At 69.8% G+C, this 26,781-nt stretch carries 26 protein-coding genes; 7 read left to right on the top strand and 19 right to left on the bottom strand.

Annotation, left to right across the window (positions count from 1 at the left end; all coding sequences use genetic code 11):
- The first annotated feature begins 474 nt into the window (after window positions 1–474).
- From cofD to ABFT43_RS05305, 3 genes are read left to right on the top strand one after another with little or no spacing between them, the layout of a single operon-like run.
- Window positions 475–1,500 carry a 2-phospho-L-lactate transferase gene (cofD, locus tag ABFT43_RS05315; RefSeq protein ID WP_347959345.1) on the top strand — a complete coding sequence of 342 codons (1,026 nt, stop codon included), beginning with the start codon at window positions 475–477 and terminating at the stop codon, window positions 1,498–1,500.
- The gene (locus ABFT43_RS05310) at window positions 1,497–2,846 is read left to right on the top strand and encodes a coenzyme F420-0:L-glutamate ligase (protein ID WP_347959344.1); all 1,350 of its coding nucleotides are present in this window, start codon (window positions 1,497–1,499) and stop codon (window positions 2,844–2,846) included. Before cofD ends, ABFT43_RS05310 begins: the two co-directional genes overlap by 4 nt.
- Window positions 2,843–3,415, top strand: a complete 573-nt coding sequence (locus ABFT43_RS05305; protein WP_347959343.1) for an NUDIX hydrolase — start codon at window positions 2,843–2,845, stop codon at window positions 3,413–3,415. The genes ABFT43_RS05310 and ABFT43_RS05305 overlap by 4 nt, the downstream gene beginning before the upstream one ends.
- Before the next feature lie 100 nt (window positions 3,416–3,515).
- Here the strand turns inward: ABFT43_RS05305 and glgC are convergent, their stop codons facing one another.
- Window positions 3,516–4,730 (bottom strand): glucose-1-phosphate adenylyltransferase, encoded by a 1,215-nt coding sequence (gene glgC, locus ABFT43_RS05300; protein WP_347959342.1) that lies wholly within the window; start codon window positions 4,728–4,730, stop codon window positions 3,516–3,518.
- Window positions 4,731–4,899: 169 nt separating this feature from the next.
- Here glgC and glgA point away from each other — a divergent pair, with 169 nt between their 5' ends.
- Entirely contained in the window at window positions 4,900–6,066 is a 1,167-nt protein-coding gene (gene glgA, locus ABFT43_RS05295) for a glycogen synthase (RefSeq protein WP_347959341.1), read from the top strand.
- A 12-nt stretch (window positions 6,067–6,078) separates the two neighbouring features.
- On the opposite strand, the gene ABFT43_RS05290 is transcribed toward glgA, so the two are convergent.
- From ABFT43_RS05290 to ABFT43_RS05245, 10 genes are all read right to left on the bottom strand, one after another.
- The gene (locus tag ABFT43_RS05290) at window positions 6,079–6,891 is read right to left on the bottom strand and encodes a putative RNA methyltransferase (RefSeq protein WP_347959340.1); all 813 of its coding nucleotides are present in this window, start codon (window positions 6,889–6,891) and stop codon (window positions 6,079–6,081) included.
- Between the two features lie 122 nt (window positions 6,892–7,013).
- On the bottom strand, window positions 7,014–7,181 hold the full coding sequence (locus ABFT43_RS05285) for a DUF3117 domain-containing protein (protein WP_347959339.1): 168 nt from the start codon (window positions 7,179–7,181) through the stop codon (window positions 7,014–7,016).
- Window positions 7,182–7,282: 101 nt separating this feature from the next.
- Window positions 7,283–7,738 (bottom strand): DivIVA domain-containing protein, encoded by a 456-nt coding sequence (locus tag ABFT43_RS05280; protein ID WP_347959338.1) that lies wholly within the window; start codon window positions 7,736–7,738, stop codon window positions 7,283–7,285.
- Between the two features lie 239 nt (window positions 7,739–7,977).
- The gene (locus tag ABFT43_RS05275) at window positions 7,978–9,000 is read right to left on the bottom strand and encodes a glucosyl-3-phosphoglycerate synthase (protein WP_347959337.1); all 1,023 of its coding nucleotides are present in this window, start codon (window positions 8,998–9,000) and stop codon (window positions 7,978–7,980) included.
- Complete coding sequence (gene folP, locus ABFT43_RS05270) at window positions 8,997–9,878, bottom strand: dihydropteroate synthase (protein WP_347959336.1); 882 nt, start codon at window positions 9,876–9,878, stop codon at window positions 8,997–8,999. The genes ABFT43_RS05275 and folP overlap by 4 nt, the downstream gene beginning before the upstream one ends.
- Window positions 9,878–11,740, bottom strand: a complete 1,863-nt coding sequence (locus ABFT43_RS05265; RefSeq protein ID WP_347959335.1) for a long-chain-acyl-CoA synthetase — start codon at window positions 11,738–11,740, stop codon at window positions 9,878–9,880. The genes folP and ABFT43_RS05265 overlap by 1 nt, the downstream gene beginning before the upstream one ends.
- An 80-nt stretch (window positions 11,741–11,820) precedes the next feature.
- On the bottom strand, window positions 11,821–12,357 hold the full coding sequence (locus tag ABFT43_RS05260; protein WP_347959334.1) for an LOG family protein: 537 nt from the start codon (window positions 12,355–12,357) through the stop codon (window positions 11,821–11,823).
- Window positions 12,354–13,181, bottom strand: coding sequence for an LOG family protein (locus ABFT43_RS05255; RefSeq protein WP_347959333.1), 828 nt, complete (start codon window positions 13,179–13,181; stop codon window positions 12,354–12,356). Before ABFT43_RS05255 ends, ABFT43_RS05260 begins: the two co-directional genes overlap by 4 nt.
- A 78-nt stretch (window positions 13,182–13,259) precedes the next feature.
- Window positions 13,260–14,354: a succinyl-diaminopimelate desuccinylase gene (gene dapE / locus ABFT43_RS05250; protein ID WP_347959332.1), complete on the bottom strand. Its 1,095-nt coding sequence runs from the start codon at window positions 14,352–14,354 to the stop codon at window positions 13,260–13,262.
- A gap of 4 nt (window positions 14,355–14,358) precedes the next feature.
- On the bottom strand, window positions 14,359–14,895 hold the full coding sequence (locus ABFT43_RS05245; protein WP_347959736.1) for a DM13 domain-containing protein: 537 nt from the start codon (window positions 14,893–14,895) through the stop codon (window positions 14,359–14,361).
- A 220-nt stretch (window positions 14,896–15,115) separates the two neighbouring features.
- Here ABFT43_RS05245 and dapD point away from each other — a divergent pair, with 220 nt between their 5' ends.
- Window positions 15,116–16,081: a 2,3,4,5-tetrahydropyridine-2,6-dicarboxylate N-succinyltransferase gene (gene dapD / locus ABFT43_RS05240; protein WP_347959331.1), complete on the top strand. Its 966-nt coding sequence runs from the start codon at window positions 15,116–15,118 to the stop codon at window positions 16,079–16,081.
- Window positions 16,082–16,177: 96 nt separating this feature from the next.
- Here dapD and dapC read toward each other — a convergent pair whose 3' ends face one another.
- Both dapC and fdxA read right to left on the bottom strand, forming a co-directional pair.
- On the bottom strand, window positions 16,178–17,320 hold the full coding sequence (gene dapC / locus ABFT43_RS05235) for a succinyldiaminopimelate transaminase (RefSeq protein ID WP_347959330.1): 1,143 nt from the start codon (window positions 17,318–17,320) through the stop codon (window positions 16,178–16,180).
- A 121-nt stretch (window positions 17,321–17,441) separates the two neighbouring features.
- On the bottom strand, window positions 17,442–17,771 hold the full coding sequence (gene fdxA / locus ABFT43_RS05230) for a ferredoxin (protein WP_347959329.1): 330 nt from the start codon (window positions 17,769–17,771) through the stop codon (window positions 17,442–17,444).
- A 529-nt stretch (window positions 17,772–18,300) separates the two neighbouring features.
- Here fdxA and ABFT43_RS05225 point away from each other — a divergent pair.
- Both ABFT43_RS05225 and ABFT43_RS05220 read left to right on the top strand, forming a co-directional pair.
- A complete protein-coding gene (locus ABFT43_RS05225; protein ID WP_347959328.1) occupies window positions 18,301–18,912 on the top strand; it encodes a cysteine dioxygenase in 612 nt (203 codons plus the stop codon).
- Entirely contained in the window at window positions 18,909–19,292 is a 384-nt protein-coding gene (locus tag ABFT43_RS05220; RefSeq protein ID WP_347959327.1) for a rhodanese-like domain-containing protein, read from the top strand. Before ABFT43_RS05225 ends, ABFT43_RS05220 begins: the two co-directional genes overlap by 4 nt.
- A 100-nt stretch (window positions 19,293–19,392) precedes the next feature.
- Here ABFT43_RS05220 and cofG read toward each other — a convergent pair whose 3' ends face one another.
- The 6 genes from cofG to ABFT43_RS05190 all read right to left on the bottom strand — a co-directional run bounded on the left by cofG (window position 19,393) and on the right by ABFT43_RS05190 (window position 26,772).
- The gene (gene cofG / locus ABFT43_RS05215) at window positions 19,393–20,679 is read right to left on the bottom strand and encodes a 7,8-didemethyl-8-hydroxy-5-deazariboflavin synthase CofG (RefSeq protein WP_457590110.1); all 1,287 of its coding nucleotides are present in this window, start codon (window positions 20,677–20,679) and stop codon (window positions 19,393–19,395) included.
- Between the two features lie 11 nt (window positions 20,680–20,690).
- Window positions 20,691–22,214, bottom strand: coding sequence for a flavin-containing monooxygenase (locus ABFT43_RS05210; protein ID WP_347959325.1), 1,524 nt, complete (start codon window positions 22,212–22,214; stop codon window positions 20,691–20,693).
- The gene (locus ABFT43_RS05205) at window positions 22,211–23,368 is read right to left on the bottom strand and encodes a radical SAM protein (RefSeq protein WP_347959324.1); all 1,158 of its coding nucleotides are present in this window, start codon (window positions 23,366–23,368) and stop codon (window positions 22,211–22,213) included. The genes ABFT43_RS05210 and ABFT43_RS05205 overlap by 4 nt, the downstream gene beginning before the upstream one ends.
- 84 nt (window positions 23,369–23,452) lie before the next feature.
- Window positions 23,453–23,821: a facilitated glucose transporter gene (locus ABFT43_RS05200; protein WP_347959735.1), complete on the bottom strand. Its 369-nt coding sequence runs from the start codon at window positions 23,819–23,821 to the stop codon at window positions 23,453–23,455.
- A gap of 228 nt (window positions 23,822–24,049) precedes the next feature.
- Complete coding sequence (gene mshB, locus ABFT43_RS05195) at window positions 24,050–24,946, bottom strand: N-acetyl-1-D-myo-inositol-2-amino-2-deoxy-alpha-D-glucopyranoside deacetylase (protein WP_347959323.1); 897 nt, start codon at window positions 24,944–24,946, stop codon at window positions 24,050–24,052.
- Window positions 24,943–26,772, bottom strand: a complete 1,830-nt coding sequence (locus ABFT43_RS05190; RefSeq protein ID WP_347959734.1) for an ABC transporter family substrate-binding protein — start codon at window positions 26,770–26,772, stop codon at window positions 24,943–24,945. Before ABFT43_RS05190 ends, mshB begins: the two co-directional genes overlap by 4 nt.
- Window positions 26,773–26,781 lie beyond the last annotated feature (9 nt).

Below are 26,781 nucleotides of genomic sequence, written 5' to 3'. Positions count from 1 at the left end.
CCTAGCTCGGGATTTCGGTCGATTTCTGTCCTTCGCGAACACGACACAGGTGCCGTACCCACCACTGCTGCCACACCACTTGTACTACGCGTCGGCGAAGAGCCTGCTCGCGTCGTACACAGCGCCCGAGCGACGGCCCATCTGCTCCGGCGCCGACACCCTGTACCGAGTTCGAACAAGTGATCGAATCCCTTGGAGGCCAGCCGTTCTCGACCTCGAAGGTTCTCGATCTCAAACTCGGAATGACACTGATGTGATTAGACACGCCGAGCGTGCTCCAGGTCAAGTTGAAACGAAGATTTCCCTTTACCATCGTCGGCCGCGCATCTTGTGACTCGACACGGCGAGATGCCCAAGCCGAACGAAGATCACACCTCCTGGCCGGCACCCCACCCGGACGCTCGTCCCGCTCGGCTCCGACAGCAGAGGGCCGATCGCCGACCACTAGAGTGGCGGTGTGAAGGAGTACCTGCTGTGAAGGTGACCGTACTCGTCGGCGGCGTGGGAGGCGCGCGATTCCTGCTCGGCGCACGCGAACTGTTCGGCGCCACCCCGTTCCCGCCGCATCCCGACGCCTCGCCCGGCGACCACGAGATCACCGCCGTCGTCAACGTCGGCGACGACGCCTGGATGCACGGCGTCCGCATCTGCCCCGACCTCGACACCTGCATGTACACCCTCGGCGGCGGCATCGACCCCGAACGCGGCTGGGGCCGGCGCGACGAGACGTGGCATGCCAAGGAGGAGCTCGCCGCCTACGGCGCCGACCCGGACTGGTTCGGCCTCGGTGACCGCGACCTCGCGACCCACCTCATCCGCACCCAGATGCTCGACGCGGGGTTCAGACTCTCCGACGTCACCGCCGCGTTGTGCCGCCGCTGGAATCCCGGCGTGCGCCTGCTTCCGGCGACCGATGACCGGCACGAGACCCACGTCGTCATCGCCAAGCCCGACGGCGACGAGGGCGAGCGCGTCGCGATCCACTTCCAGGAATGGTGGGTGCGTCACCGCGCCCGGGTCCCGACCTACGGTTTCGCCCAGGTCGGTTCCGACGACACCACTCCCGCGCCCGGTGTGCTCGACGCCATCGCCGAGGCCGACGTCGTGTTGCTCGCGCCGTCGAACCCGGTGGTGAGCATCGGGGCGATCGTGAGCGTCCCGGGGATGCGCAGCGCGCTGCGCACCACCAAGGCGCCCATCGTCGGCATCTCGCCGGTGATCGACAACCGCCCGCTGCGCGGAATGGCCGACGAGTGCCTGTCCGTGATCGGGGTGGAGACCTCCGCCGAGGCGATCGCCGCCCACTACGGCGCCCGCAGCGCCAACGGAATCCTCGACGGCTGGCTGATCGCCGAGGGCGACGAGGCGACGGTCGACGGCATCGCCATCGGCTCGGCCCCGCTGCTCATGACCGACCCGGCCGCCACCGCGCAGATGATCCGGGCCGCATGTGCGCTCGTCGGCGTGGCGGTCCCCGACCGGAACGTGGGCACCGCGTGAGCGAGCGCACCGATCACCGTGCCCCCGACGGACTCGAGATCCGCCCGGTCACCGGACTCGGCGAGTTCACCACCGATTCCGACGTGGCCGGCGAGATCCTCGCCGCCGCACCGTGGTTGGCCGACGGTGACGTCCTGGTGGTCACCAGCAAGATCATCTCCAAGGCCGAGGGCCGGATGGTGACCGCGCCGACCGACCCCGAGGAGCGGGATGCACTGCGGCGCAGGCTCGTCGAACAAGAGGCGGTCCGCGTCCTGGCACGCAAGAACCGCACGCTCATCACCGAGAACCGCCTCGGCATCGTCCAGGCCGCATCGGGCATCGACGGCTCCAACGTCCGCGGCGACGAACTCGCGCTGCTGCCGGAGGACCCCGACGCCAGTGCCGCACGGTTGCGGCGCGACATCGCCGAGCGCGCCGGGCTCGACGTCGCGGTCATCATCACCGACACCATGGGCCGTGCCTGGCGGACCGGCCAGACCGACGTCGCGATCGGGTCCGCCGGCATCGCCGTCACCCACCCGTACGAGGGCGGCGTCGACGATTACGGGAACCCGCTCGTCGTCACCGACATCGCGGTCGCCGACGAACTCGCGGCCGCCGCGGACCTGGTGAAGGGCAAGCTCGCCGGCGTCCCGGTCGCCGTGGTCCGCGGGTACTCCCCCGTCGACGACGGATCGACCGCGGCCGCGCTCATCCGCCCCGCCGACGAGGACCTGTTCCGGCTGGGCACCGAGGAGGCGATCGCCCAGGGGCGTCGCGAGGCCATCCGGACCCGCCGTTCGGTGCGCGCCTTCGACGACCGGCCGGTCGACGAGGAGCAGTTGCGTGCGGCGCTCGGTGAGGCCCTCACCGCTCCGGCGCCGCATCACACGCATCCGGTTCGGTTCGTGTGGGTGCGTTCGGCCGCGCGCCGACGGGAGCTGCTCGACGCGATGAACGCCGACTGGCGCGCCGACCTCACCGCGGACGGCAAGTCGGAGGAGTCCATCGCCAAGCGGCTGCGCCGCGGCCGGATCCTGTACGACGCGCCGGAACTGGTGATCCCGTTCCTCGTTCCCGAGGGCGCCCAAACCTATCCCGACGATCGCCGGAACGCCGCCGAGCACACCATGTTCACCGTCGCCGCGGGCGGAGCGGTCGCGAGTCTGCTGATCGCGCTGTCGGTCCGGGAGATCGGCAGCTGCTGGATCGGTTCCACGATCTTCGCGGCCCCGACCGTCCGGCGTGTCCTCGGGCTCGATGACTCATGGGAACCGCTGGGCGCGGTCGCGATCGGATACCCGCTGGAACCGGCTCCGCTTCGCGAGGCAGCCCCGACCGACGAGTGGGTGATCGAGCTGTGAGCGCCGAGTCGCTACACGTCTCCGCGGTGGAGGCCCTGACCTCGTGGGCGGCGCCGACCTCGGCACAGGACAGCCTGCGCCACGCCTACCTGGCCTTCCTCGCCTCGACCCCCGAGGCATGCCTGAGAGCTTGTGCGGCAGGGCATCTCACCGGGTCGGCGATCGTCTTCGACGCCACGCGCAGCCATGTCCTGCTGACGCTGCACCCCCGGGTCGGGAAATGGATTCAGCTGGGCGGGCACTGCGAACCGTCCGACGAGACACTCGCCGGCGCCGCGCTGCGGGAGGCACGTGAGGAGTCCGGGATCGCGGGACTCGACCTCGATCGCGACGCCGCCGACGGCGGACTCGTCCACCTGCACACGCACCCGATCACGTGCTCGCTCGGAGTGCCGACGCGCCATCTCGACGTGCGTTACCGCATCGTCGCGGCGCCCACGCCCGACGGTTCGCTGCCGGTGTTCGCGCGCAGCGAGGAGTCGGTGGACCTGCAGTGGTGGCCGATCGACGCCCTGCCCGACGACGCCGACGCCGACATCCCCGAACTGATCCGCGCAGCCCTCGGCTGACCTGACCCGCGGCGTCCTCGATCCGCGAGTCATCCGGCCGGCGGTTCACGCGGGTCGGGCGGCGACGTGCGTGCGGCGGACCGCGTCGTGACCGCCCGGCTCAGACCCGGAAACCCTTTCCGACCGTCACCACCCCACCGGCGCTGACGGAGAAGCGTTCCCGATCGTGCTCGAGGTCGACGCCGACCTGCTCGCCGTCGCTGACGACCACGTTCTTGTCGAGGATCGCGCGGCGCACGATCGCGCCCTTGCCGATGCGCACGCCGGGCATCAACACCGCGCCTTCCACGATCGCGCCGTCTTCGACGATGACGTTCGAGGAGAGCACCGAGTTGCGGACCGTGCCGGAGGAGATGATGGAGCCCGCGCCGACGACCGAGTCCTCGGCCACGCCGCCCTGCACGAACTTGGCCGGCGGGAGGTTGTGCGTCTCCCCTCGGATCGGCCATTTGTTGTTGTACAGGTTGAAGATCGGGTGCACCGACACCAGATCCATGTGGGCCTCGTAGAAGGCGTCGAGCGTTCCGACGTCGCGCCAGTACCCTTTGTCACGCTCGGTGGCGCCGGGCACCTCGTTGTCCTTGAAGTCGTAGACGTGCGCCTGGTCGCGCGCCACGAACGCCGGGATGATGTCGCCGCCCATGTCGTGGTCGGAGTCGGAGTCGGCGGCGTCCTCGCGCAGCGCCTCGACCAGCGCGTCGGTGGTGAACACGTAGTTGCCCATCGACGCGAACGTGACGTCCGGGTCGTCGGGGGTGCCGGGCGGGGCCGCAGGTTTCTCGAGAAACCGGGTGATCCGGCCCGACTCGTCGGCGTCGATGCATCCGAAGGCGGTCGCCTCGGCGCGCGGCACGCGGATGCCGGCGACGGTGACCTCGGCTCCGGATTCGACATGTGCGGCGACCATCTGCGACGGGTCCATGCGGTAGACGTGGTCGGCGCCGAAAACCACGATGTACTCGGGCTGCTCATCGGCGATCAGGTTCAGCGACTGGAAGATCGCGTCGGCGCTGCCGGTGTACCAGCGGGGACCGAGCCGCTGCTGGGCGGGCACCGGGGTGATGTACTCCCCGTGGAAGCCCGACGTCCACCACGTCTGCGAGATGTGCCGGTCCAGCGAGTGCGATTTGTATTGTGTGAGCACGCAAATGCGCTCATACCCGGCATTGACCAGGTTGGACAGCACGAAGTCGATCAGCCGGTAGGCACCGCCGAAGGGCACCGCAGGCTTGGCCCGATCCATCGTCAGCGGGTAGAGGCGCTTGCCTTCTCCGCCGGCGAGGACGATGCCGAGGACGTGCGGCTGTGATCTCACTCCCCCAACTTAACCGCGATCTCACACGCGGGCCAGATGACCGGCCAGATGGATCCGACCGTTCACCCCGCCGTCGCCGGCCCACCTCTCCGTACCCGCGCGGTGAGATTCGTGAACGCATCCGTCGCTGCGATGGCGAACTGTCCGGGTTGCCACTAGCGTCGTCATCATGAGGGTGGCGATGATGACCCGGGAGTATCCACCCGAGGTGTACGGCGGCGCCGGGGTGCACGTCACCGAATTGGTCCGCCACCTACGCCATCTCACCACCGTCGACGTGCACTGCATGGGCGCCGAGCGCGACACCGCGAAGGTCTACACCCCCGATCCCGGCCTGGCCGGGGCGAACGCGGCCATCACCACGCTCTCGGCCGACCTGCGGATGGTCGTCGGCGCCGAGGGCGCGGACGTCGTGCACTCGCACACCTGGTACACCGGGCTGGCCGGCCATCTCACCGGGCAGTTGTACGACATCCCGCACATCCTCACCGCGCACTCCCTCGAACCGTCGCGGCCGTGGAAGGCCGAACAACTCGGCGGCGGCTACCGGGTGTCGAGTTGGGTGGAGCGCAATGCCGTCGAATACGCCGATGCCGTCATCGCGGTCAGTTCCGGCATGCGCACCGACGTGTGCACCACCTATCCACTGTTGGACCCGGAGCGGGTCCACGTCGTGCGCAACGGCATCGACACCACCCAGTGGTATCCGGTCGACGACCCGTTCGGGCCGGAGTCGACGCTGGCCTCACTCGGCGTCGACCCGTCTCGTCCGATCGCCGCGTTCGTCGGCCGCATCACGCGGCAGAAGGGCGTCGCCCATCTCGTCGCGGCGGCCCACCGATTCGATCCCGACATCCAGCTCGTCCTCTGCGCAGGCGCTCCCGACACCCCGGAAATCGGCGCCGAGGTCGAGGCGGCGGTCGCCGCGCTGTCTGCCGCACGCCCCGGGGTGTTCTGGGTCCGGGAAATGCTTCCGCTGCCAAGAATCCGAGAAATACTCAGCGCAGCAACAGTTTTCGTATGCCCTTCGGTGTACGAGCCACTGGGCATCGTGAATCTCGAGGCGATGGCCTGCGGAACCGCCGTGGTCGCATCCGAGGTCGGCGGCATCCCCGAGGTGGTCCGCGACCACGTCACCGGACGCCTCGTCCCCTACGACCCCTCGGACCCGAGGGCCTTCGAACGGTCACTGGCGGAGACGGTCAACACCGTCGTCGCCGATCCGGCCGCGGCCGACGCGATGGGCAAGGCCGGTCGCGAGCGCGCCGAGGCCGAGTTCTCCTGGGCGACGATCGCCGAACAGACCCTCGCGGTCTACCGGTCGGTCCTGCACTGAGGGTCGCCCGGACTAAGCGTTCGCAGTCCTCGTGTCCGCGGTGCGCGGCCGGCAGGTGGTCACCATCACCGACGCCGTGACCGCGATCGTCCCGGAACCCACGAACGTCTCTGCGCGCGAACGGATGTCGTTTTCGGTGGCGTGAAAGGCAGAGGGCCCCATCGCCGCGAGGTCGCCGACCGTATGCGCGTCGACCTCGACGACTGCGCGCACCGGCTCCGAGTCGATCACCTCGAAGTGCTCGTCGAGCGTGGCACGCAGCCGCTCCGACTTCTCCGCGTCGACCCGCAGCATCTTCATCGGGCCGACGATCTCGGCGAGGTGATCGGTCGCGGGCGTGACGACGATCAGACCGCCGTCGTCGCAGAGGATGCGAGCGAACTCTGCGCCGTTACGGGGCGCGAAGACCGAGAGCGCCACCGTGACCGTGTCGTCGGCGACGGGCAGGCCGCGCCAGATATCGGCGACGACCGCGGCCTGCGGTGGTGTGCCGCGCGCGATGGCCCGGGCACAGAACTTGGACAGGTCGATGCCGATGCCCCGGGCGTCGGACGAGAGAGCGCCGACGGCGGCGCGGAGGTAGTGGCCGCCACCGGCTCCCGCGTCGAGGACGACCGGCCGTGGTACGTCCGTGCCGAATCGGCTCGTCCGCTCCGCAACGGCGTCGACGACGCGGGAGAAGAAGCCGGTGTCGTGTACGCGCGCACGAGCCGCGACCATGGCCGCGGTGTCGGCGCGCAACGATCCCGAACGCCCGTCGAGTAGCGAGACATAGCCCTGCCGGGCCACGTCGAAAGAGTGTGCGTTGTCGCATCGCAGCGACACGACACGGGCCGACCGGGCGGTGGGCTCATCACTCGACGACCCCGCCCCGGATTCCGGTGTTCCGAAGGATCCGGCGCAGACCGGACATCGAAGCAGCTCGACGACTTCGGCGAGACCTCCGCTCAGCTGGTGACCCCGCGGAGTTCCTCGCCCAGCGCGGCGGCTTCCTCGGCGGTCAGTTCGACGACGAGACGCCCGCCACCCTCGATCGGAATCCGGACAACGATTCCACGCCCTTCCTTGGCCGCTTCGAGGGGGCCGTCCCCAGTACGTGGCTTCATTGCCGCCATTCTCAAGCTCCCTTCACAATGTCCTGCTCTGAACATGATACGTGTCGATGTCTCAATCGAACGCGAGTGCGCGACACGAGCGTTGTCCCGGCGTACCCTGCTCACCTCTCGCCCGGCGAGCACGGACCCGGCTCCCACACCGCCGAATCCGCTCCGCCGGCACCGGAAACTCCCTGTTCGTGGACGGTTTCGGCATCGGCAACACCATCGGATGCGATGTCCGGTGAAGCGCCGGCGATCCCGGCGCCGCCCCCGGTCTGCGACACCTGTTCCCGTTCGCGCAGGCGGACGATGACCGCGCGCAGATCGTCGACCTCGCGCGCGAGACGCGCCAGTGCCCAGTCGACCTCGGCCTGCTTGTAGCCCCGCAGCGTCTGCTGGAAGCGCAGGGCGCGCACGTCGTCGCCGCTGATCCCCGATGACGGCAACCGGGTGAGCGTGGTGTCCGGTTCGACCGGCGGCAGCTCCTCGCCACGGCCGAACACGAACCAGACGAGCGCGTAGATCACGCCGGCGACGAGCGCCAGGATCAGCAGGTACAGCAGCAAGGTCTGCATGCGTCCATATTGTCAGAGCCCACCATCCCGCCCGATTGTCAGAGCCCACCATCCCGCCCGATTGTCAGAGCCCACCATCCCGCCCGATCGCCAGAACCCACCACCCCGCCCGTTGCCCCCTGAGGCCGCGTCCGCCGATGCAGGGCCCGGACACGACTCCGGCGACACCGGTTCAGGGCTGACGCGGTGTCGCCGGAGGCGGGGTCACAGACCGGTCGGAGCCGGCCGGGCGGGTCGGATCAGGAGGCCATCACCTTGGAATCCATCGAGCGCAGGGTGTTCATCGGCGGGCGATCCTCGAGGTAGACCTCGGTGGTGTGCGGCGTGAAGGTGCCGTCGGGTTCGGCAGTGAACTGGGTGAGCCCCACGCCCGAGTCCTCGATGCCGCAGCGGCGCATGAGGGTTCCGACGATCTGCCGGCTCATCACGCCGAGTTCGACGAGCGGACGGTTACGGTGGGTCCGCACCCCGAGGTTCACCTGACCGATGCCGTTGAGGCCGTAGCGGTCATAGGTGTCGATGAGCAGGCCGATCTCGACGCCGTAACCGGGCGCGAACGGCACCGACGACAGCATCTCGCGGGTGCCCGCGTACTCGCCGCCGAGCGGCTGCAGGACCGCGGTGAGTTCGGGCTTCTGCGAGGCCAGCAGCGGCCGGGCGACGAGTTCGGTGACACGACCGCCACCATTGGCGTCCTGGGTGCCTCCGGTGAGCAGCGGCCGCCGGTAGTAACCCTTGACCAAGTGGATCTCCGGGTTGACCAGCAGCGGGCCGAGCATCTTCGGCACGAACATCGGGTCCGGGTCGATGAGGTCGGAGTCGACGAAGGCGATGATGTCGCCGGTGGTCGCGGCGATCGAACGCCACAACACCTCGCCCTTGCCCTTGACGGGTTCGAGTTCGGGGACCGCCTCCTCACGGCTGACCACCTTGGCGCCGGCGGCGCGTGCGCGCTCGGCGGTGGCGTCGGTGGAGCCCGAGTCGAGCACGATCAGCTCGTCGACGAGCGTGCCGTACAGCGGCATGATCGAGGCGATGACGTCGGCGACCGTCTCCTCCTCGTTGAGGGCCGGCAGCACCACCGAGACGGTGCGTCCGTTCTTGGCGGCGATCAGCTCGTCGATCGTCCAATCCGGCTGTTCCCAGGTGTGGGTTGCCGACCAGAGCTGCTTCGTCCCGGACGTCTCGACCGGAGTCGGCCACACGGCGGCCTTGTCACGGCTGATGGTGCCGGGCTTACGTCGCTTCTGCTGCTTGGTCATGCGAGTCCCCTGACTGTTCGGGCGGGTGGTCTACTTCCCGCGATGGCAGCGACCATGTCGACCACGCGCCGGGTGGCAGCGACCTCGTGTACGCGAAAGATCCGGGCACCGTGTTCGGCGGCCAGACTCGTCGCGGCGAGAGTTCCCTCCAACCGGTGCTCTAGGTCTGTACCCAGAGTCTCCCCCACAAAATCCTTGTTGCTCAGCGCCATGAGCACTGGCCAGCCCGTGTTAACAAGATCTTTTACGTGGCGTAACAGGGCCAGCCCGTGATGGGTGTTCTTGCCAAAATCATGCGTCGGATCGATAACGATCGAATCTCGATGCACCCCGGCTGCAAGGGCCCGTTCTGCGGCGGACGTCACTTCGGCGACCACGTCGGCCACCACGTCGTCGACGGAGTCGCCGTAGGCGACGCGGTGGGGACGGGTGCGCACCACCGCGCCGCCGGTGTGCGAGCAGACGAGTCCGGCACCGCGCTCGGCGGCCACCGCGACGACATCCGGGTCGTAGCCCGCCCAGGTGTCGTTGATGATGTCGGCGCCGGCCGCGCACGCCTGGTCGGCGACCTCGCTGCGCCAGGTGTCGACGCTGATGAGCACGTCGGGGTAGCGCTCACGGATCCACGCGATCATCGGGACGACGCGATGCGCCTCCGTCTTCGCGTCGACCTCCTCACCCGGTCCGGCCTTCACGCCGCCGACGTCGATGATGTCGGCGCCCTCGGCGACCACCTGGTGCACCCGCCGCTGCGCCGCCTCGTCGTCGAAGCTGGCGCCGCGGTCGTAGAACGAGTCCGGGGTCCGGTTGACGATCGCCATGATCAGCGCACGATCGGTGGCGACCGGCCGGCCGCACAGGGTCGGCGAGACCGTCATCATCCCTTGGGGACCTTGGCGGCCGCCACGTCTGCGGCGTAGTCGTCGTAGTACTCCACGTAACCCTTCTCCCGTCCGGCGAGGACGTAGACCGTCTTCGGGTCCGCGTCCGCGTAACCCTCTTTACGGAGTTCGACCTTACGGTTCTTGAAGGTGGAGGTCTGCTCGAAGTCGTCGACGACGCGGACGAACAGCGGCACCGCGTAGGCCGGCAGCGCCTTGTACAGGTGTTCCGCGAGTCCCTTCTTGTCGAGCTCGGCCCCCTCGCGCAGCTTGATCGCGACCATGCCCGCCCGACCGTCGGTGCCCGGCACCTCGACGCCGTAGGCCACCGACTGGGCGACGCTCTCGAACGCGTCGACGGCGCCCTCGACCTCGGTGGTGGCGACGTTCTCGCCCTTCCAGCGGAAGGTGTCGCCGAGCCGGTCGACGAAGGCGATGTGAAACCAGCCCTGGTCGCGCACGAGGTCGCCGGAGTTGAAGTAGGCGTCCCCGTCCTCGAAGGCGTCGCGCACGATCTTCTTCTCGGTCTCCGCCTCGTCGGTGTAACCGTCGACGGGCACCCGGTTGGAGATCTCCGCGAGCAGCAGGCCGGTGCCGCCCTTACCGACCTCGGTCAGGCGGCCCTGCGCGTTGCGCTTGGGATTGCCGTCCTCGTCGTACTCGACGATCTTGTACGGCAGCGGGCAGAAGCCGGCGGTCTTGTCGACGGTGAAGGCGTTGACGAACGCGAGGTTGAGCTCGCTGGCGCCGTAGAACTCCACGACCCGGTCGATGCCGAAGCGTTCCCGGAACTCGTCCCAGATCTCCGGTCGCATCCCGTTGCCGACCACGGTGTGCACCGAGTGCTGTCGGTCGGTGGGCTTGGGCGGCTGCGCGAGCAGGTAGCGGCACAGCTCGCCGATGTAGCAGAAGGCGGTGGCGCGGTTGAGGATCACGTCGTCCCAGAACCTCGACGCCGAGAACGACTTGCCGATCGCGATGCACGCCCCTGAGGCGAGGACCGACGCGAGCGACACCGACAGCGCGTTGTTGTGGTACAGCGGCAGCGGGACGTACATCGTGTCGCTCTGGCGCAGACGCACCGCGAGTCCGCCGATGCCCGAGAAGCTGGCCAGCCAGCGGTTGTGGCTCATCACGCTCGCCTTGGGCATTCCGGTGGTGCCCGAGGTGAAGATGTAGAACGCCTTGGTCGACGCGGGCAGCTGCGCGGTGATCTCGGGATCGGTGTCCGGCTTGCCCTTGGCGGCCTCGTCGAATGCGGTGAAGTCGTAGACGTGTTCGGGCAGAGTCGATTCCGGGATCGACTCGAGCGCCTCGGCACATTCCGGGTCGTAGACGAGCACCCGGGCGCCGAGCAGCTTGACCGAGTGCTCGAGCACCTCGCCGCGCTGGTTGTAGTTCAGCATGCCCGCCACCGCGCCGAGTTTGACCGTCGCGAGCATCAGCATCAGGTCGGTGGGATTGTTCTTGCTCAGCAGCGCGACGACGTCGCCCTTTCGCACGCCGGCCTCGGCCAGCACCGCGGCGTACCGGTTCACCCGCCGGTTGGCGTCACCGTAGGTGGTGGTGCGGCCCTCGAACCGGATGAACGGACGGTCCGGGTGTGCATGGGCATGTTTCTGGAAGACCGACCCGATGGTCTTCTTGGCCTCCGGGGGCCGGCGGATCAGCCCTGGCGCGTGCTTGATCATCCCGGTCGCGTGTGGCGCCATCTTCACCACACCGCGAAGGAGATCTCTCACCCCGATGGTCTTGACCGCGTCGGTGGACCCACCCTCGCTCGCACTGCTCGACGATCTGCCGTTCGAGTCCTCGGTCGTGTCCGTCTGGACGTCCTTACGCTGGATCTCTGGGGACATGTGGCCTCCGCTCTCCGCTGGGCGTCGTTGAGTGCCCCGCGCACTCACGCGCGCTACCTTACCGGCCGGTAAGTAAACCGCTACCGCTGTGTCGCCAACTTCAGCGCCTCGTCGATCGACGAGGTGACGAGCAGTCGGTCCAGGGAGCGCTGCGACACGAAGCCGGTTGTCGACAACTCTCGCAGCCAGGTCAACAGCGGCGCGTAGAAATCGAAAGGATCGAGCAGCACGACGGGCTTGTCGTGCATCCCCAGATAGCCGCCGGTCCATGTCTCGAACAACTCCTCGAGGGTCCCGATACCCCCGGGGAGTGCGATGAAACCGTCGGCGCGCTCGTCCATGATCCGCTTGCGCTCGCGCATGGTCTCGGTGATGACGAGCTCGTCGGACCCCAGGTCGGCGACCTCGCGCTCCATCAGGGCGCGCGGGATGATCCCGACGGTGTTACCGCCCGCCGCGCGCGCAGCGGTGACGAGCGAACCCATCATGGAGACGTTGCCGCCGCCGGAGACGACGGTGTGCCCGGCGCGGGCGAGGGCGGTACCCACCTCGGCGGCGAAATCGATGAAACGCTGCTCGACGGGACCGGACGAGCAGTAGACGCAGACGGCACTCACCGGGTCATCGTGCCATCGGCATCGGACGTTCTCCCAGAAGGCCGGGCCGCGGCGGTCGCCTCGATGGCCGCAACCACGTCCTCGGGGTCGTCGACGACGGTCAGCAGGTCGAGATCCTCGGCCGAGATCATGCCGCGGGCGACCAGCACGTCGCGCATCCAGTCGAGCAGGCCGCCCCAGAACTCGCTGCCCACCAGCACGATCGGGAAGCGCACCACCTTCTTGGTCTGCACCAGCGTCAGCGCCTCGAAGAGCTCGTCGAGCGTGCCCAGCCCGCCGGGCAGGCAGACGAAGCCGACCGCGTACTTCACGAACATCGTCTTGCGGACGAAGAAGTAGCGGAAGTTCATGCCGAGGTCGACCCACGGGTTCAGCGACTGCTCGAAGGGCAACTCGATGTTCAGGCCGATCGACTGGGCGCCGGCCTCGTGCGCACCCTGGTTGGCCGCCTGCATCGCACCGGGGCCGCCACCGGTGATGACGGCGTACCCCGCCTCGCCGAGCGCGCGCCCGACGCGCACGCCGAGGGCGTACTCCGGGGAATCCGGCTTGACCCGTGCCGAACCGAACACCGTGACCGCCTCGGCGACCTCGCTCATCGCGTCGAAGCCGGCGACGAACTCCGACTGGATGCGCAGCACCCGCCATGAGTCGCGCATGGTGCGCTCGGCACGCCGCTCGGCATCGCGTGGGTCGACCCACTCGAGGAGGCGGCGGTCGGTGGTCTTGCCCAGGCGCTGCTGCGGCCGGACACGGATCGGCCCGATGTAGCAGACGTCGTCGGTCTCGGGATCGTGCGCAGGGGGTTCCGGATTCGTCGACATGCGATCGACGCTAGCAGTGCCGGCGACCCCGTCCGACGGGCTCCGCGTCCCGTGTGACGAATTGCGACAAGACGCAGGTCAGGACAGGTAGGTACGCAGCAGTTCGGTGACCTGGCGGATCTGGGCGACCGGGACACGTTCGTCGCGGCGGTGCGCGAGGTTGGGGTCGCCCGGGCCGAGGTTGACGGCGGGGATGCCCAGGGCGGAGAACCGCGAGACGTCGGTCCAGCCGTACTTCGCGCGGAACCGGCCCTGCGCGGCCTCGACGAGCGCCGCCGCCGCCGGGCGGTCGAGTCCCGGGAGCGCACCCGCCGCGGCGTCGGTCACCTCGAGGGTGACGGTGCCGTCGGCGAGATCGGCGGCGAACACCTCGCGCACGTGATCGATCGCCTGCTCGACGGAGCGGTCCGGAGCGAAGCGGAAGTTGACGTCGACGTGCGCGGCGTCGGGGATGACGTTGCCGGCGACACCGCCGCCGAGCCCGACCGCGGACAGGCCCTCGCGGTATTCGCAGCCGTCGATGTCGACGCGACGCGGCTCGTAGGCGGCGAGGGTGGTGAGCACCCGGCCGAGCTTGTGGATCGCGTTGTCACCCATCCACGAGCGTGCCGAGTGGGCGCGCGTCCCCGATGTGGAGAGCCGAACCCGAAGCGTCCCTTGGCATCCTGCCTCGATGAGACCTGCGGTGGGTTCCCCGAGGATCGCGACATCGCCGGCGAGCCAGTCGGGCAACTCGCGTTCGATGTCGTTGAGGCCGTTGAACTCCGCGGCGATCTCCTCGCAGTCGTAGAAGATCAGCGTCAGGTCGTGGGCGGGCTCGGCGAGGGTCGCGGCGAGGTGCAGGAAGACCGCGTCGCCGGACTTCATGTCGACCGTGCCGCAGCCGTGGAGGATGTCGCCCTCGTTGGGGTGGTTCTCGCGACGCGAGGGCAGGTTGCCCGCGACCGGCACGGTGTCGAGGTGCCCGGCGAGGATGACGCGCTGCGCCTTCCCGCGGTTGGTACGGGCGAGCACGCGGTTGCCGTGCCGCAAGATCTCGAAGCCCGTGGTCTGCTCGCGCAGAGCCGCTTCCACCGCGTCGGCGATCGCGGACTCGTTGCGCGACTCGCTCTCGATGTCGACGAGGGCGGCGGTCAGTTCGACGGGGTCGGCGGCGAGATCGAGTGTGCTCACGCGCTCAACGGTATCCCCCCGCGTCCCAGGCGGAGGTCGGGGTCAGCTCCGCCGCGCCGAAGGAGACGCTGAATCGCACACACCACAGGAACACCGACGGGTGGTCGGCGAGGTCCACATCGGCGGGGATCTCGTAGACCTGGTCACCCTTGTTGCCCCTGATCATGCCGAGGTCGACGTGCGGCGGCCCGGCCGCGGTGCGCCAACCGGAGAACCCCTCGACGACCTCGGCCCGCGACAGCCAGACGTGGACGTCGGGCCCGGTGGTGGTGTCGAGGTCGTCGATCGCGAGGATGCGCGTGCCGTCGGGCCTCTCGATGATCGACACCGTTCCCGACGTCGAGTGCTCGTGGCTGATGAGGCCGCCTTCGGCAAGCACGACCGGCCCGGCGGGCGCCCGTCCCTCGGCGGACGTGGTCGGGGTGACCGCGACGGGGATCTCGTCGTCGATCTCGGTGTCGACGAAGATCAGCCAGGGCTGGAAGGCCACCGCACCGATCACCAGACCGACGACCACCACGACGCCCACTCCACCGAGCACCCAGGGCCACCGACGGCGACGCCGCGGCGCGGGTTCTCCCGGCAGCGGGGGCGGTGGCGACGGAGGCGCGGTGCCGTGACCGGTCATGTGAGCGACCATACGAGCCCCGACCCCCTCCCACCAGGATCTTGTGCCGTTCGGATGACCCCGCGGGCAGCCGGGCACCACGGGTCGGGCGGCGGGACGGACGTGCCGGGCCGATCACCTAGACTGAGGAGTCGTGACAACTACTGGCGCACACGCAACAGGCATCGCAACCGTGACCGACGGGGGCGCGAACCCCGGGGTCGTGCTCGACGTCTGGTTCCCCAAGCCCGAACTCGACGGCGTCGAGACCGCCGAGACCGTCGTCCTCGACGGAGACTCGACCCCGGCCGAGCTGCGCGAACTCGTCGGCACCGACGAGGCCCGCGGCGTGAAGACCGTCGCCGTCCGCACCGGCATCGCCGACCTGTCGGCGGCCCCGGTCGACGCGTACGACGTCTACCTCCGGCTGCACCTGCTCTCCCACCGGCTCATCCAGCCGCACGGCGCCAACCTCGAGGGCATCTTCGGGCTGCTGACCAACGTCGTGTGGACCAACCACGGCCCGTGCCCGGTCGAGGACTTCGAGTCCGTCCGCACCAGGCTGCGCGCCCGCGGCCCGGTCACCGTGTACTCGATCGACAAGTTCCCGCGCATGGTCGACTACGTCGTCCCCGGCGGTGTCCGCATCGGTGACGCCGACCGGATCCGCCTCGGCGCGCACCTCGCGTCGGGCACCACGGTCATGCACGAGGGCTTCGTGAACTTCAACGCCGGCACCCTCGGGTCGTCGATGGTCGAGGGCCGCATCTCGGCCGGCGTCGTCGTCGGCGACGGCTCTGACATCGGCGGCGGCGCGTCGACGATGGGCACGCTGTCCGGCGGCGGCAAGGAGATCATCTCGCTGGGCAAGCGCTGCCTGCTCGGCGCGAACTCCGGCTGCGGCATCCCGCTCGGCGACGACTGCGTCATCGAGGCCGGCCTGTACGTCACCGCCGGCACCAAGGTCACCGGGCCGGACGGCACCCAGGTCAAGGCACGCGATCTCGCGGGTCAGTCGAACCTGCTGTTCCGTCGCAACAGCCTCACCGGTGCGGTCGAGGTCGTACCGTGGAAGGGCGACGGCATCGCGCTCAACGAGGCGCTGCACAAGAACGACTGAGGGCGAGTACGACCGAGGGTCGGCACGCCCACCTTTTGCGGACAAACCCTCCCCCCGCGCGGGGGGAGGGTTTGTCCGTAAAAGGTGGGTGTGCGATCAGGAGCTCAGCCGTGCGGCCGCCGCGGCGACCCGCTCGTCGGTCGCGGTGAGCGCCATGCGAACGTGCTTCTCCCCCGCCGGGCCGTAGAAATCGCCCGGGGCGCACAGGATTCCGCGTTCGGCGAGCCAGGCGATGGTGTCACGGCACGGCTCGTCGCGGGTGATCCACAGATACAGCCCGGCCTCGGAGTGGTCGACGCGGAAACCGGCACCCTCGACCGCGGCGAGCAGCGTCCGGCGTCGTGCCGCATACCGCTCACGCTGCTCCACGACGTGCGCGTCGTCACGGAGTGCGGCGGTCATCGCACCCTGGATCGGGAACGGCACCATGCAGCCGGCGTGCTTGCGTACCGCGAGCAGCTCGGCGATCAGCTCGGCGTCACCGGCGAGGAAACCGGCGCGGTACGACGCGAGGTTGGAGATCTTCGACAGCGAGTGCACGGCGATCAGGCCCGTGTGGTCACCGTCGCAGACCCGCGGGTCCAGGATCGAGACGGGCTCGCCGTCCCAGTCGAGTCCCAGGTAGCACTCGTCGGACACCACGACGGTGCCCCGCTCGCGCGCCCAGGCGACGACCTTGCGAAGGTGCTCGACGGGCAGCACCTTGCCGGTGGGGTTCGACGGCGAGTTGATGAACATCAGCGCCGGGGTCATCGGCCCCAGCGCGACCGTCGAGTCCGATCGGATCGGACGTGCCCCGGCCAGCAGCGCGCTCACCTCGTAGGTCGGGTACGCGACCTCCGGGATGACGACGTCGTCACCGGGTCCGAGCCCGAAGGTCGACGCCAGGGACGCGATGGCCTCCTTGGTTCCGATGACCGGCAGGATGCCCGACGCATCGAGGTTCGTCACGCCGTGACGGCGGGTCAGCGCCTCGGCGGCGGCCTCCCGCAGTTCCGGGGTACCGACCGTCGTCGGGTATCCCGGGAATTCCGAGGCCTCGACGAGGGCGTCGCGGATCAGCTGCGGTACCGGGTCGACCGGGGTGCCGACCGAGAGGTCGACGATGCCGTCCGGATGGGACGCGGCCGTGGCCTTCGCGCCGGCGAGGGTGTCCCACGGGAAGTCGGGCAGAGTACCGCTCACGCGGGTCGTCGACACGCGAAGCGGTGTCGCTGCTCGGGAGGTGGGGGTGCTCACGTCGGGGCCAGTCCTATCCGTCCGGTCGGAGATGTCGAAGAGGGTCGGTACGTCGGTCGTCTGCGATCAGTCGCCGCGTTCGCTCGACTGCGTTGAGTCGGTTGCGTTCGATCGACTGCGTTCAGTCGTCCTCGTTCATCGGGGGCAGGCCCTTGATGAACGCCGGATCGGCCTCGGTCTTGCCGACCTTGCTGGCGCCGCCCGGCGAACCGAGCTCGTCGAAGAAGTCCGCGTTGGCGCTGACATAGGGTTCCCACTCATCCGGGACGTCGTCCTCGTAGAAGATGGCCTCCACCGGGCACACCGGCTCGCATGCACCACAGTCGACGCACTCATCCGGCTGAATGTAAAGCATGCGCCCACCCTCGTAGATGCAGTCGACGGGGCATTCCTCCACGCAAGCCTTGTCCATGACGTCGACGCAAGGCTCCGCGATGATGTAGGTCACCACTCACTCCTTCGCTAGGAAGATCATTGCCGGCGCGACGGGTTGAGCAGTCCGGCGTCGAACCATTCCGGTCTCTCGCACTCTCCGGCGTCGGCGCCGGTTCGGCCCGAGGGCTGATCGGACCGCAACCCACAGTATCCGCTGAGCAGGTTCCCACCACGAAATCGGCCCCCGCCCCCGAGGCCCCGGAACGGGCGTATGTAACGAGTATCACACCGGGATCGGTCCGGGCGGAACCCCGCTCCCGCCGACTCGGAGGCCGATGCGCAGGCAGCCGATCCGTGCCGGAGGTCCCGCTCCCCCGGGGCATCCGCAGAGTTTTCCTCACCGTGGCCACAACACTGGACTTCAGCCGGTTCCGCAGGCATTCTCGGCCGCATGATCGTCGTGTCGAATCCGGTCGCCGTGGACCGTCCCCGCACCGGCCTGTGGGTCGTGCGTGGGCTCGAGCCGGCTTCGCGGGCGATGTGTATGTGCTGTCGCTAGATCCCCGGTTCTCCGACCTCACATACCTCGCCCGCAAGGATTCACCATGACCTCAACCCTCTCGCGCTCCGGCGCATCATCACTCCGCTCACAGGCCGACCGGCCGACCGGTCCCGCCTCGCCCGGCCGTCGCCGGTTCGTCGCCGAGGCCCCGCGGTCGCGCACACATCTGCCCACCCGCCTGCGTCCGGCCGACCTGCTGCGCATCACCGACCAGGGCGTCGCCGACGTCCTCGACGGTCGGCACGACGACCTCCTGCCCGCCGAGTGGGACCCGGTCCACCGGTGGTCGACGCGCCTGTACGCCGACGACGACCTCGACGTGTGGCTGATCAGTTGGACCCCTGGCGAGGCCACCGAACTGCACGACCACGCCGGCTCGCTCGGTGCGCTGACCGTGCTGTCCGGTTCGCTCCGCGAGTACCACTGGACCGGCGAGGACCTCGACGTCCGCGTGCTCGACGCAGGCGACCAGGCGGCCTTCCCGCTCGGCTGGGTGCACGACGTGGTCAAGAACCCGGCGATCACCGTGACCGGCCCCACGCTGAGCGTGCACGCCTACTCGCCGCCGCTGACGGCGATGTCGTATTACGAGGTCGCTGACGACAACCATCACCTGCGCCGTACCCGTACGGTCCTCACCGACGAGCCCGAATGACCGGCAGGCCCGCTCCCCGAACCATCGACGACGTCCTCGCCGAGGCTCGCGCTCGTCTCGAACGACTCGAGGCGTCGGAGGTCCCCGCCGAACTCGCCGACGGCGCGGTCCTCGTCGACATCCGTCCCGCCGCGCAGCGCGCCGAGAAGGGCGAGATCGACGGTGCACTGATCATCGAACGGAACGTCCTGGAATGGCGGTGCGACCCGGCCAGTGACGCCCGCATCCCGGAGGCCGTCGACCACGACGTCCGGTGGATCATCCTGTGCCAGCAGGGCTACACGTCGAGCCTCGCGGCCGCCGCGCTGCAGGATCTCGGTCTGCACCGCGCGACCGATGTCATCGGCGGGTACGAGGCGCTGGCGCCGGTCCTGGATTGAGGCCGTGCCCCTGCGCCGGGCCGCCGGGATTCGCAGGTCGACCCACAGAAGTGCGACTTCCAACCGGCGACTCTGAACACAACCGCGATCTTGCGGGAATTCAGGCGACCGCCGGCCAGGGACGCGGGAGGGGGCGGGTGTCGCGGGCCAGGCCGGTGGCCGGATCGCTCAACGCCGCAACGTGATCGGCGAGCGCCGGGTCGATCCACTCCGACGCCCCGAGCACATACGCCGGCTGCGCCGTGATCCGTTCGGTCAGAACGAAATCCGACTCCGCCGTCCGTGCAGCGAGGGCATCCAGGTTGGGCCACGGGCGTTCCGGGTTGACGTGGTCGGGGGTCAGCGGGGACACCCCGCCCCAGTCGTCGATGCCCGACGCGATGAGCGCGGCGCACTCGGCCGGCGACACGAGGTTCGGCGGCGCCTGCACCCTCATGTGGGGTCCGAGGACGATCCGTGCGACGGCGACCGCGGCGAGGAACTCCGTCATCTCCGCGTCGGGTGTCGAGCGCATCGCGGTGTCGGGCTTGGCGCGGAAGTTCTGCACGATGACTTCCTGGATGTGCCCCGACGCGGCGTGCACGTCGGCGATGGCGAAGAAGGACTCCGCACGTTCGCGCATGGACTCGCCGATGCCGACGAGGATTCCGGTCGTGAAGGGGACGCGGGCCGTCCCGGCGTCGCGCAAGACCTGCATCCGGACCTGTGGGTCCTTGTCCGGGCTGCCGTAGTGCGGTTGGCCCTTCTCCGTGAACAGTCGCCGGGAGATGGTCTCGAGCATCATGCCCATCGACGGGGCGACCGGGCGCAGGCGCTGCAGCTCCTCGAGGCTCATCACCCCGGGATTCAGGTGCGGCAGCAGACCGGTCTCGGTGAGCACGGCGACCGCGGCGGCGCGGACGTAGTCCAGCGTCGACGAGTAGCCCCGCTCGGCGAGCCATTCGCGGGCCTGCGGCCAGCGGTCCTCGGGACGGTCGCCGAGCGTGAACAGCGCCTCCTTGCAACCGAGTTCGGCACCACGGCGCGCGAGGTCGACGACCTCGTCGAGTTCGAGGTACAGGCCCTCGCCGGAGCGGGCGAGCTTGCCGGGCACGGTGACGAAGGTGCAGTAGTGGCACCGGTCGCGGCACAGGCGCGTCAGCGGGATGAACACCTTGCGCGAGTAGGTGACCTGCCGGGACCGGCCGGCCGCCGTGAGTCCCTCGTCGCGCAGGGCTCCGGCGACCGACTGCAGGCGCGCGAGATCGTCGCCCGCGCAGTGCAAGAGCGCTACGGCCTGATCGACGTCGATCCGCTCACCGGCCTCGGCCGCGCCTAGTGCGGCGGCGACGGCCTCTCGGCTCGGCGGCGGATCGTCGTGTGGGGACGCGTTTCTCACGATCGGCATGCTCAGATCTGTCATCGCCGGCCCTCCGTGGTGTCGGTCAGATACGGCGCGGGATCGAAGGTGCCGTTGCGTTCGCGAAACGATGCCGCGGTGCCCGGCCAGAGCAGCGTGAGACGGCGGCTCTCCGGATCGACATACCAACTGTCGCAACCGGTCAGCCAGACGGTCGACGCGCTGCGCTCGTCGATCTCGCGGGTGTAGGCCTCCTCCGCCTCGGGGGAGACCTCGAGCGCGCGGACACCGTTCGCGTCGATGAAGTCGAGGGCGCCGAGGACGTAGTCGAGCTGCGTCTCGATCATGTAGATCGCCGAGTTGTGGCCGAGCGCGGCGTTGGGTCCGTCGAGCACGAACATGTTGGGAAAGCCGCTCACCACCGTCGACGCGTACGAGGTCATGCCCGACGACCAGTGGTCGGAGAGGCGTTCTCCCCCACGGCCGACGACCCGGACCGCCGCAGGCGGGCGCGCCGCCTCGAAGCCGGTCGCCATGACGAGGACGTCGAGGTCGAAGGTGCGGCCGCTGCGCGCGGTCGCCTTGGTTTCGGTGACCGAGTCCAATGCGCTCGGCTCGAAGATCACGTTGGACCGCTGCAGCGCCGGGTAGAAGTCGTCACTGAGAAGGATTCGCTTGCAGCCGATCTCGTAATCGGGGGTCAGCTGTTCGCGCAGCACCGGATCGGCGACCTGCGCGAACAGGTGGTTGCGCGCCCGCGAGCGGATCTCGTCGATGTCGGGATGCAGTCCCAGCCGCTGGCGGAAGGCGGCGTCGGCCTCGGTGAGAAGGCGGTTGCGGACCTCGGCGGCGATCTCGGGGTCGAGCAGCGCGGCCCGCTCCTCGGGCGTGTAGTCACGGTCCTCGCGCGGCACCACATACGGTGGCGTCCGGCAGAACACGACGAGTTCCTCGGCGGCCTCGGCGAGATGCGGGATGACCTGCACCGCCGACGCACCGGTGCCCACGACCCCGACCCGAGCACCGTCGACCGCGACGTCGTCGTGCCAGGCCGCGGTGTGCACGACCTGCCCGGGGAAGCCCTCGAGCCCGGCGATGTCGGGGATCTTCGGTTCCGACAGGCGGCCCACCGCCAGCACGAGGGTGCGGGCGATCACGGTGCGCACGGCGCCGTCGGCGGTGCCCGCGGTGATCACCCACTGGGCATCGGTCTCGTCCCAACGGGCCTCTCGCAGCTCGGTTCTCAGCCAGATGTTGTCGGCGAATCCCTCGTCGTCGACGGTCTGCTCGAGGTAGTCGCGGATCTCGGCGCCGCTCGGGTACCGCGACGCCCAGTCGGCGGGCGGGCGGAACGAGAACGAGTAGAGATGCGCAGGTATGTCGCAGGCGATGCCGGGATAGACGTTGTCGCGCCACGTGCCGCCGACCGCGTCGGCGCGTTCGAGCACGACGAACGTCTCCTGCCCGCGGCGGGCCAGCTGCGTGGCCATGCCCAGGCCCGCGAAACCCGCGCCGACGATGGCCACATCGATGTGCACCGTCGGCGCCGAATCCCGGCCCGTCCCCTGCGAAGTCACCGTCACGAATGTACCTGCGGGATCGGGATCAGCCGATGGGATCGCGGCTCGCCGTAGCGCGTGGTGCGCTGGCGCGGGGAGCGTCCGAGGCGCTGCGCGATGTCGGCGATGGTCTCGACGTCGAGGACGCGCCCGGCCTCGGGCCCGGCCTCGGGCATCAGCCGGCCGTCGAGCAGCACTCCCCCGATATCGTCGGCGCCGCCGCGCAGCAGCAGTTCCACGGTCTCCGGGTCGAGCTTGGTCCATGCGACCTGGATGTGGTCGACGAGCCCGGCGCACATCAGCCGGGCCACCGCGTGCAGCGCGCGACTCTCCCGCTGCGAGGCGGTCGCGGTGGCGCCGTCGAGCAGGTGGGGCGGCGTGTTGGTGTCGACCATCGGCATCAGGATGAGTTCGCTGAAACCACCGGTGCGGGCCTGGATGCCGAGCAGGGTGCGCAGGTGGGCGACCTGCTGCTCCGGTGTCTCGACGTGTCCGTAGACGATGGTGGCGGTCGAGAACAGTCCGGTGCGGTGCGCGGTCTCGACGACCTCGATCCAGTCGCGCACCGGCATCGCGGAGCCGGTCGGCGAGAGGTACGCACGCAGGTCGTCGTCGAGGATCTGGGCTGCGGTGCCGGGCATCGACCCGAGCCCCGCGTCGCGGAGTCGGCGGAGGTGTTCGGCGACCGTCACCCCGGCACGCTGCGCGCCGTCGACCATCTCCGCGGCGCGGTACGCGTGCAGGTGCAGGTCCGTGGCGGCTCCGGTGATCTCCTCGACGAGACGCACATAGTCCTCGGCGGGCCGATCGGGGGGCAGCGGACCCTGCATGCAGATCTCGGTGGCGCCGAGGTCGACGGCTTCGGTCACGAGGTCGACCAACGTGGGGTCCGCCCCGCGGGTGTCGTCGGACAACAGGCGGGAGGCGACCGCGGTGTCGAGGTTGCGGTTGACGACGAAGGTGAGGGCATCGGGATCGGTGACTTGCCGGCGCACGGCGTCGGCCAGCTCGCACAGCTCCTCCAGCTGCGATCCGGAGGCGCCGAGCAGCGCGACCCAGCCCTCGACGTCCAGGGCGTCGGGACCGAGGGATGTCGGGTCGTCACGGAGCTGCCGCAGGGCGGCCGTGACGCGCTCGGTCGGGGCCGTGATGTCGTCGGCCCACGCGCGCAAAACCATGTCCACACTCTATCGTCCGGTCGGGTGCGACCCACGCGTCGCGGTGTTGCGCGGCGGGCGATCGACCGTCGTGAATCGCCGTGATCAGTCGCCGGACCCGGGTAGGCGACCGCTGCGGCTCAACAGCACGGCGGGTGCGACGCCGAGGACCAGCAACAGCAGTGTCTGAACGAGATAGTTCGACGAGGTCGACAGCACGACGTTGCCGCCCGGCCCCGGCACGCCACCCGCGACGAGGACTACCAGTCCCCACGCGCCGAGCGGGGCCCAGCGCAGGCCGCTCGAGGTGTGGCCGGCGGCCAGATACAGCAGGACCGCGTTGCACAGGCCGGCGGCGAGAGCCGCGACGGGAAGCGCGACACCTCCGAATCGCTGGTAGGCGAAGGCGACGCTGAGCAGGCCGACGACCAGGCCGTCGAGGGTCAGCAGCGCCAGGAGAAGACGGTCGCGGATCTCGGGGTCGAGGGTCGGTGGCCGGCCGGCGACCGCGGTCGCGGCCTTCGGGGGCGGCGTGCCGCCGGTCGCCGTGGTGGACGCCGGCGTGGACGTCGGGCCAGTGACCGGTACCCGTGCCCGCTCCGGCGCCTTCGCCGAGGTCGCCCCGATTGCGGACGCAGGCGACTTGCGAGCCCGGTTCCTGCGACTGCGGCCCTTCTTGGCTGCCATCGTCTCGCCTCGTCCTCACTCGATCCCGGTGAACAGATCCGTCTCCCGATCGCCGTCGAGATTCTCCCGCGGATCGTAGTCGGTGAGGATGAAGTGCTCGTGGTCGCCGATCGGCTGCAGGATGTTGTTGCTCAGCGCGTACTCGGTGCCCGACGGCGCGACGGTCACCTGGGTGGCGTGCGCCCGCAGCGCCGCGACCTTGCGCTCATAGAACCCGCGCACGTCGATCTCGGTGGTGACGGCGTCGTCCGGGTAGCTGGGCAGCTCGCCGGGCTCGGGCATCCGCCAGCCCTCGGGGACCTCCGACGCCGCGGCCAGCCCATTCTGCAGCGCGCTGCGCTCGGTGACCGACTCGTACAGCTTGACCGGGCCGCGACCGAGGTCGCGGGCGCGCGCGACGGCGGCGGCGGTGACCGAGTGCACGAGCTTGTGGTCGGGGTGCCCGTAGGTGCCCGACTCGTCGTAGCTGACGACGACCTGCGGCTCGAAGTCGACGAGGATGTCGAGCAGCGTCGACACCACCTCGTCGAACGGGGCCTGCACGAGGGCGCGCGGGTTCTGCGCCGACGGCGCGCCTGCCATGCCGGAGTCGCGCCAGCGACCGGCCCCGCCGAGGAACCGCGGACGCAACACGGGACCGTCGGCGGGGCTCAGCGCGGCGAGCGCACGGGTGAGTTCGGCGATGCGGTAGCCGCCGAGCTGGTCGGCCCCGCCGTCGGCGACGAGCAGTGCGTACTCGTCACCGATCACCTCGCCCTCCTCGCCGAGCGTGAAGGTGACGACGCGGACGTCGACCCCGTCGGCGAGGTAGCGGGCGATGGTGCCCCCGGTCTGGATCGTCTCGTCGTCGGGGTGGGCGTGCACGAGCAACAGCCGACGCGCCGCCTTCGCGGCCGGGGCGGAGGCGGTCACGACAGTTCCCAGTCGACCGCGGTCCCGAAGATGGACTCCTGGATCGGGCCGGTCAGCGGGACGTCGCGCACGAGTGGCGTGACGCCGACGACCATCGAGTCCTGGTACAGCGGCATGTAGATCGCCTGCGCGGCGAGCAGGGGCTCCGCCTGGTTCAGGGTGGCGATCGGGTCCTCCTCGCTCAGCGCGGTCCGCGCGAGTTCGATCAGCCTCGGGTCACACAGGCCCGAGATGTTGCTGGCGTAGTTGTCATCCGCGTCGCCCCCGTTCGGGGCGAGGCTGGTCGGCGTCGGCGGGGTGATCGGCGACGGCTCGGTGCCCGGCTTCGGCTGGTTGCAGTCCACCTGCGAGGCGAGCGATGCGGCAGGGGGCACACCGAGTCCGGTCCAGCCGACGACGAGGTCGACGCGTTTCTTCGTGAGCGCCGAGCCGTATAGCTCGCTGTTGGGCATGGTGACGACCTGCGCGCGGATTCCCCCACTGCGGAGCTGGTCCACGACGCTGGCGGCCGCCGAGGTTGCGCGTGGGTCGCCGGCGACGGCACCCACCCGCACGATGAGGTCCTGCCCGTCCTTCTCGAACGGCTGGACCCCCTCGGGCAGTTCGGGCACCGGGGTCTCGCCCGCGGCCGGCGCCGGTGTCGACGTCTCCGCCGAGATCGACGCATCCGCTGATGCGGGAGCCGACCGGGACGGCGCGTCGGGGTCCGAAGCGGGCGCCTCGGAGGGGACCGGGGCCGGCGGTTCGGGCTCGGCGCGGCGGTAGCCGGCCTCGGCGAGCATCGCGTCGACCGCAGCGCGGTCCGGACGCGGGCGCGCCACCGGGGTGTAGCCGGGATCCGACGGTGCGAACACCGTGTTCGCGTACGGCTCGACGATCCAGTCCCCCGCCCCGGCATACCGGGTCAATTGCGGGTCGATCATGCCGAGGACCGCGCGCCGCACCGGCAGCGAGCTCATCGCGTCGGTGCGGACGTTGACGCTGATGCCGAGCGACCGGGAGGTCAGGCTGCGCCGGGTCTCGAGACCGGGCAGCGCGGCGAGTTCGGCCTGGGTCGCCGGGGACGCACCGAGCGCGACGATCGCGGTGTCGCCCGAACGCACCGAGTCGAGCATCTGGGAGTTGTTGCCGGCACGACGCAGGACGATCTGGTCGAGGCGCGGCGGCTTCACCCAGTAGCGATCGTTGCGGGCCAGCCGCACCTCGTCGCGGGTGGTGTCGATGCCGACGATCGCGTAGGGACCCGCCGACACCGGCTTGCCCGTGTCCATGCCGGTCTGGAAACCGGCCGGGGCGCCCTTGAAGACGTGGCTCGGCAGGAGGTTGGTGAACAGCTCGCGCCAGGCCGGGTACGGCCGCTCGAACTTCACCTCGACGACCTTGCCGCCCTCGCGGGACTGCACCGAGTCGATGAGCCGGTAGCCGGCAGGCGCCACGACGTTCGGCTGACGCGACATCTGCTGCCACAGGTAGCTGAAGTCGTCACCGGTCACCGGCAGCCCGTCCGACCACTGCGCGTCGGTGTGGATGCGGTAGGTGACCGTGAACGGCTCGCGGTCGGTGACCTCGGCGGAGGTCACGAAGTGCTTCTGCAGCTCCCACACGGTGCCCTGCGGCGTCTCGACCGGGGCGAACGCGCTCGGCAGGGTCATCGCGGCGACCGCGGTGGTCACCGGGTTGAGGTCGGCCGCGATGTGCGGGTTGAACCCGGCCCCCACCGAGTCGGTGGCGACGAAGATCGTCTTCTCCACCGGGTACTCGGACGGGGTGGGCGGCGGCCCGGTGTCGCGGACCGGTGGCGGCGGATCCGCGGAGCACGCCGCCATGGCGACGAG

Origin of the sequence: Gordonia aurantiaca, from assembly GCF_039939235.1 — a bacterium.
Taxonomy (GTDB): domain Bacteria; phylum Actinomycetota; class Actinomycetes; order Mycobacteriales; family Mycobacteriaceae; genus Gordonia.
This window is presented reverse-complemented; position numbering and strand designations above follow the sequence as displayed.

Coding starts and splice junctions, on each gene's coding strand:
- glgA (WP_347959341.1), top strand. CDS start 4,900: ATGAGGGTGGCGATGATGACCCGGGAGTATCCACCCGAGGTGTACGGC.
- ABFT43_RS05285 (WP_347959339.1), bottom strand. CDS start 7,181: ATGGCGGCAATGAAGCCACGTACTGGGGACGGCCCCCTCGAAGCGGCC.
- ABFT43_RS05280 (WP_347959338.1), bottom strand. CDS start 7,738: ATGCAGACCTTGCTGCTGTACCTGCTGATCCTGGCGCTCGTCGCCGGC.
- ABFT43_RS05275 (WP_347959337.1), bottom strand. CDS start 9,000: ATGACCAAGCAGCAGAAGCGACGTAAGCCCGGCACCATCAGCCGTGAC.
- folP (WP_347959336.1), bottom strand. CDS start 9,878: ATGACGGTCTCGCCGACCCTGTGCGGCCGGCCGGTCGCCACCGATCGT.
- ABFT43_RS05265 (WP_347959335.1), bottom strand. CDS start 11,740: ATGTCCCCAGAGATCCAGCGTAAGGACGTCCAGACGGACACGACCGAG.
- ABFT43_RS05255 (WP_347959333.1), bottom strand. CDS start 13,181: ATGTCGACGAATCCGGAACCCCCTGCGCACGATCCCGAGACCGACGAC.
- ABFT43_RS05225 (WP_347959328.1), top strand. CDS start 18,301: ATGACCTCAACCCTCTCGCGCTCCGGCGCATCATCACTCCGCTCACAG.
- ABFT43_RS05220 (WP_347959327.1), top strand. CDS start 18,909: ATGACCGGCAGGCCCGCTCCCCGAACCATCGACGACGTCCTCGCCGAG.
- cofG (WP_457590110.1), bottom strand. CDS start 20,679: ATGCCGATCGTGAGAAACGCGTCCCCACACGACGATCCGCCGCCGAGC.
- ABFT43_RS05205 (WP_347959324.1), bottom strand. CDS start 23,368: ATGGTTTTGCGCGCGTGGGCCGACGACATCACGGCCCCGACCGAGCGC.
- ABFT43_RS05190 (WP_347959734.1), bottom strand. CDS start 26,772: ATGGCGGCGTGCTCCGCGGATCCGCCGCCACCGGTCCGCGACACCGGG.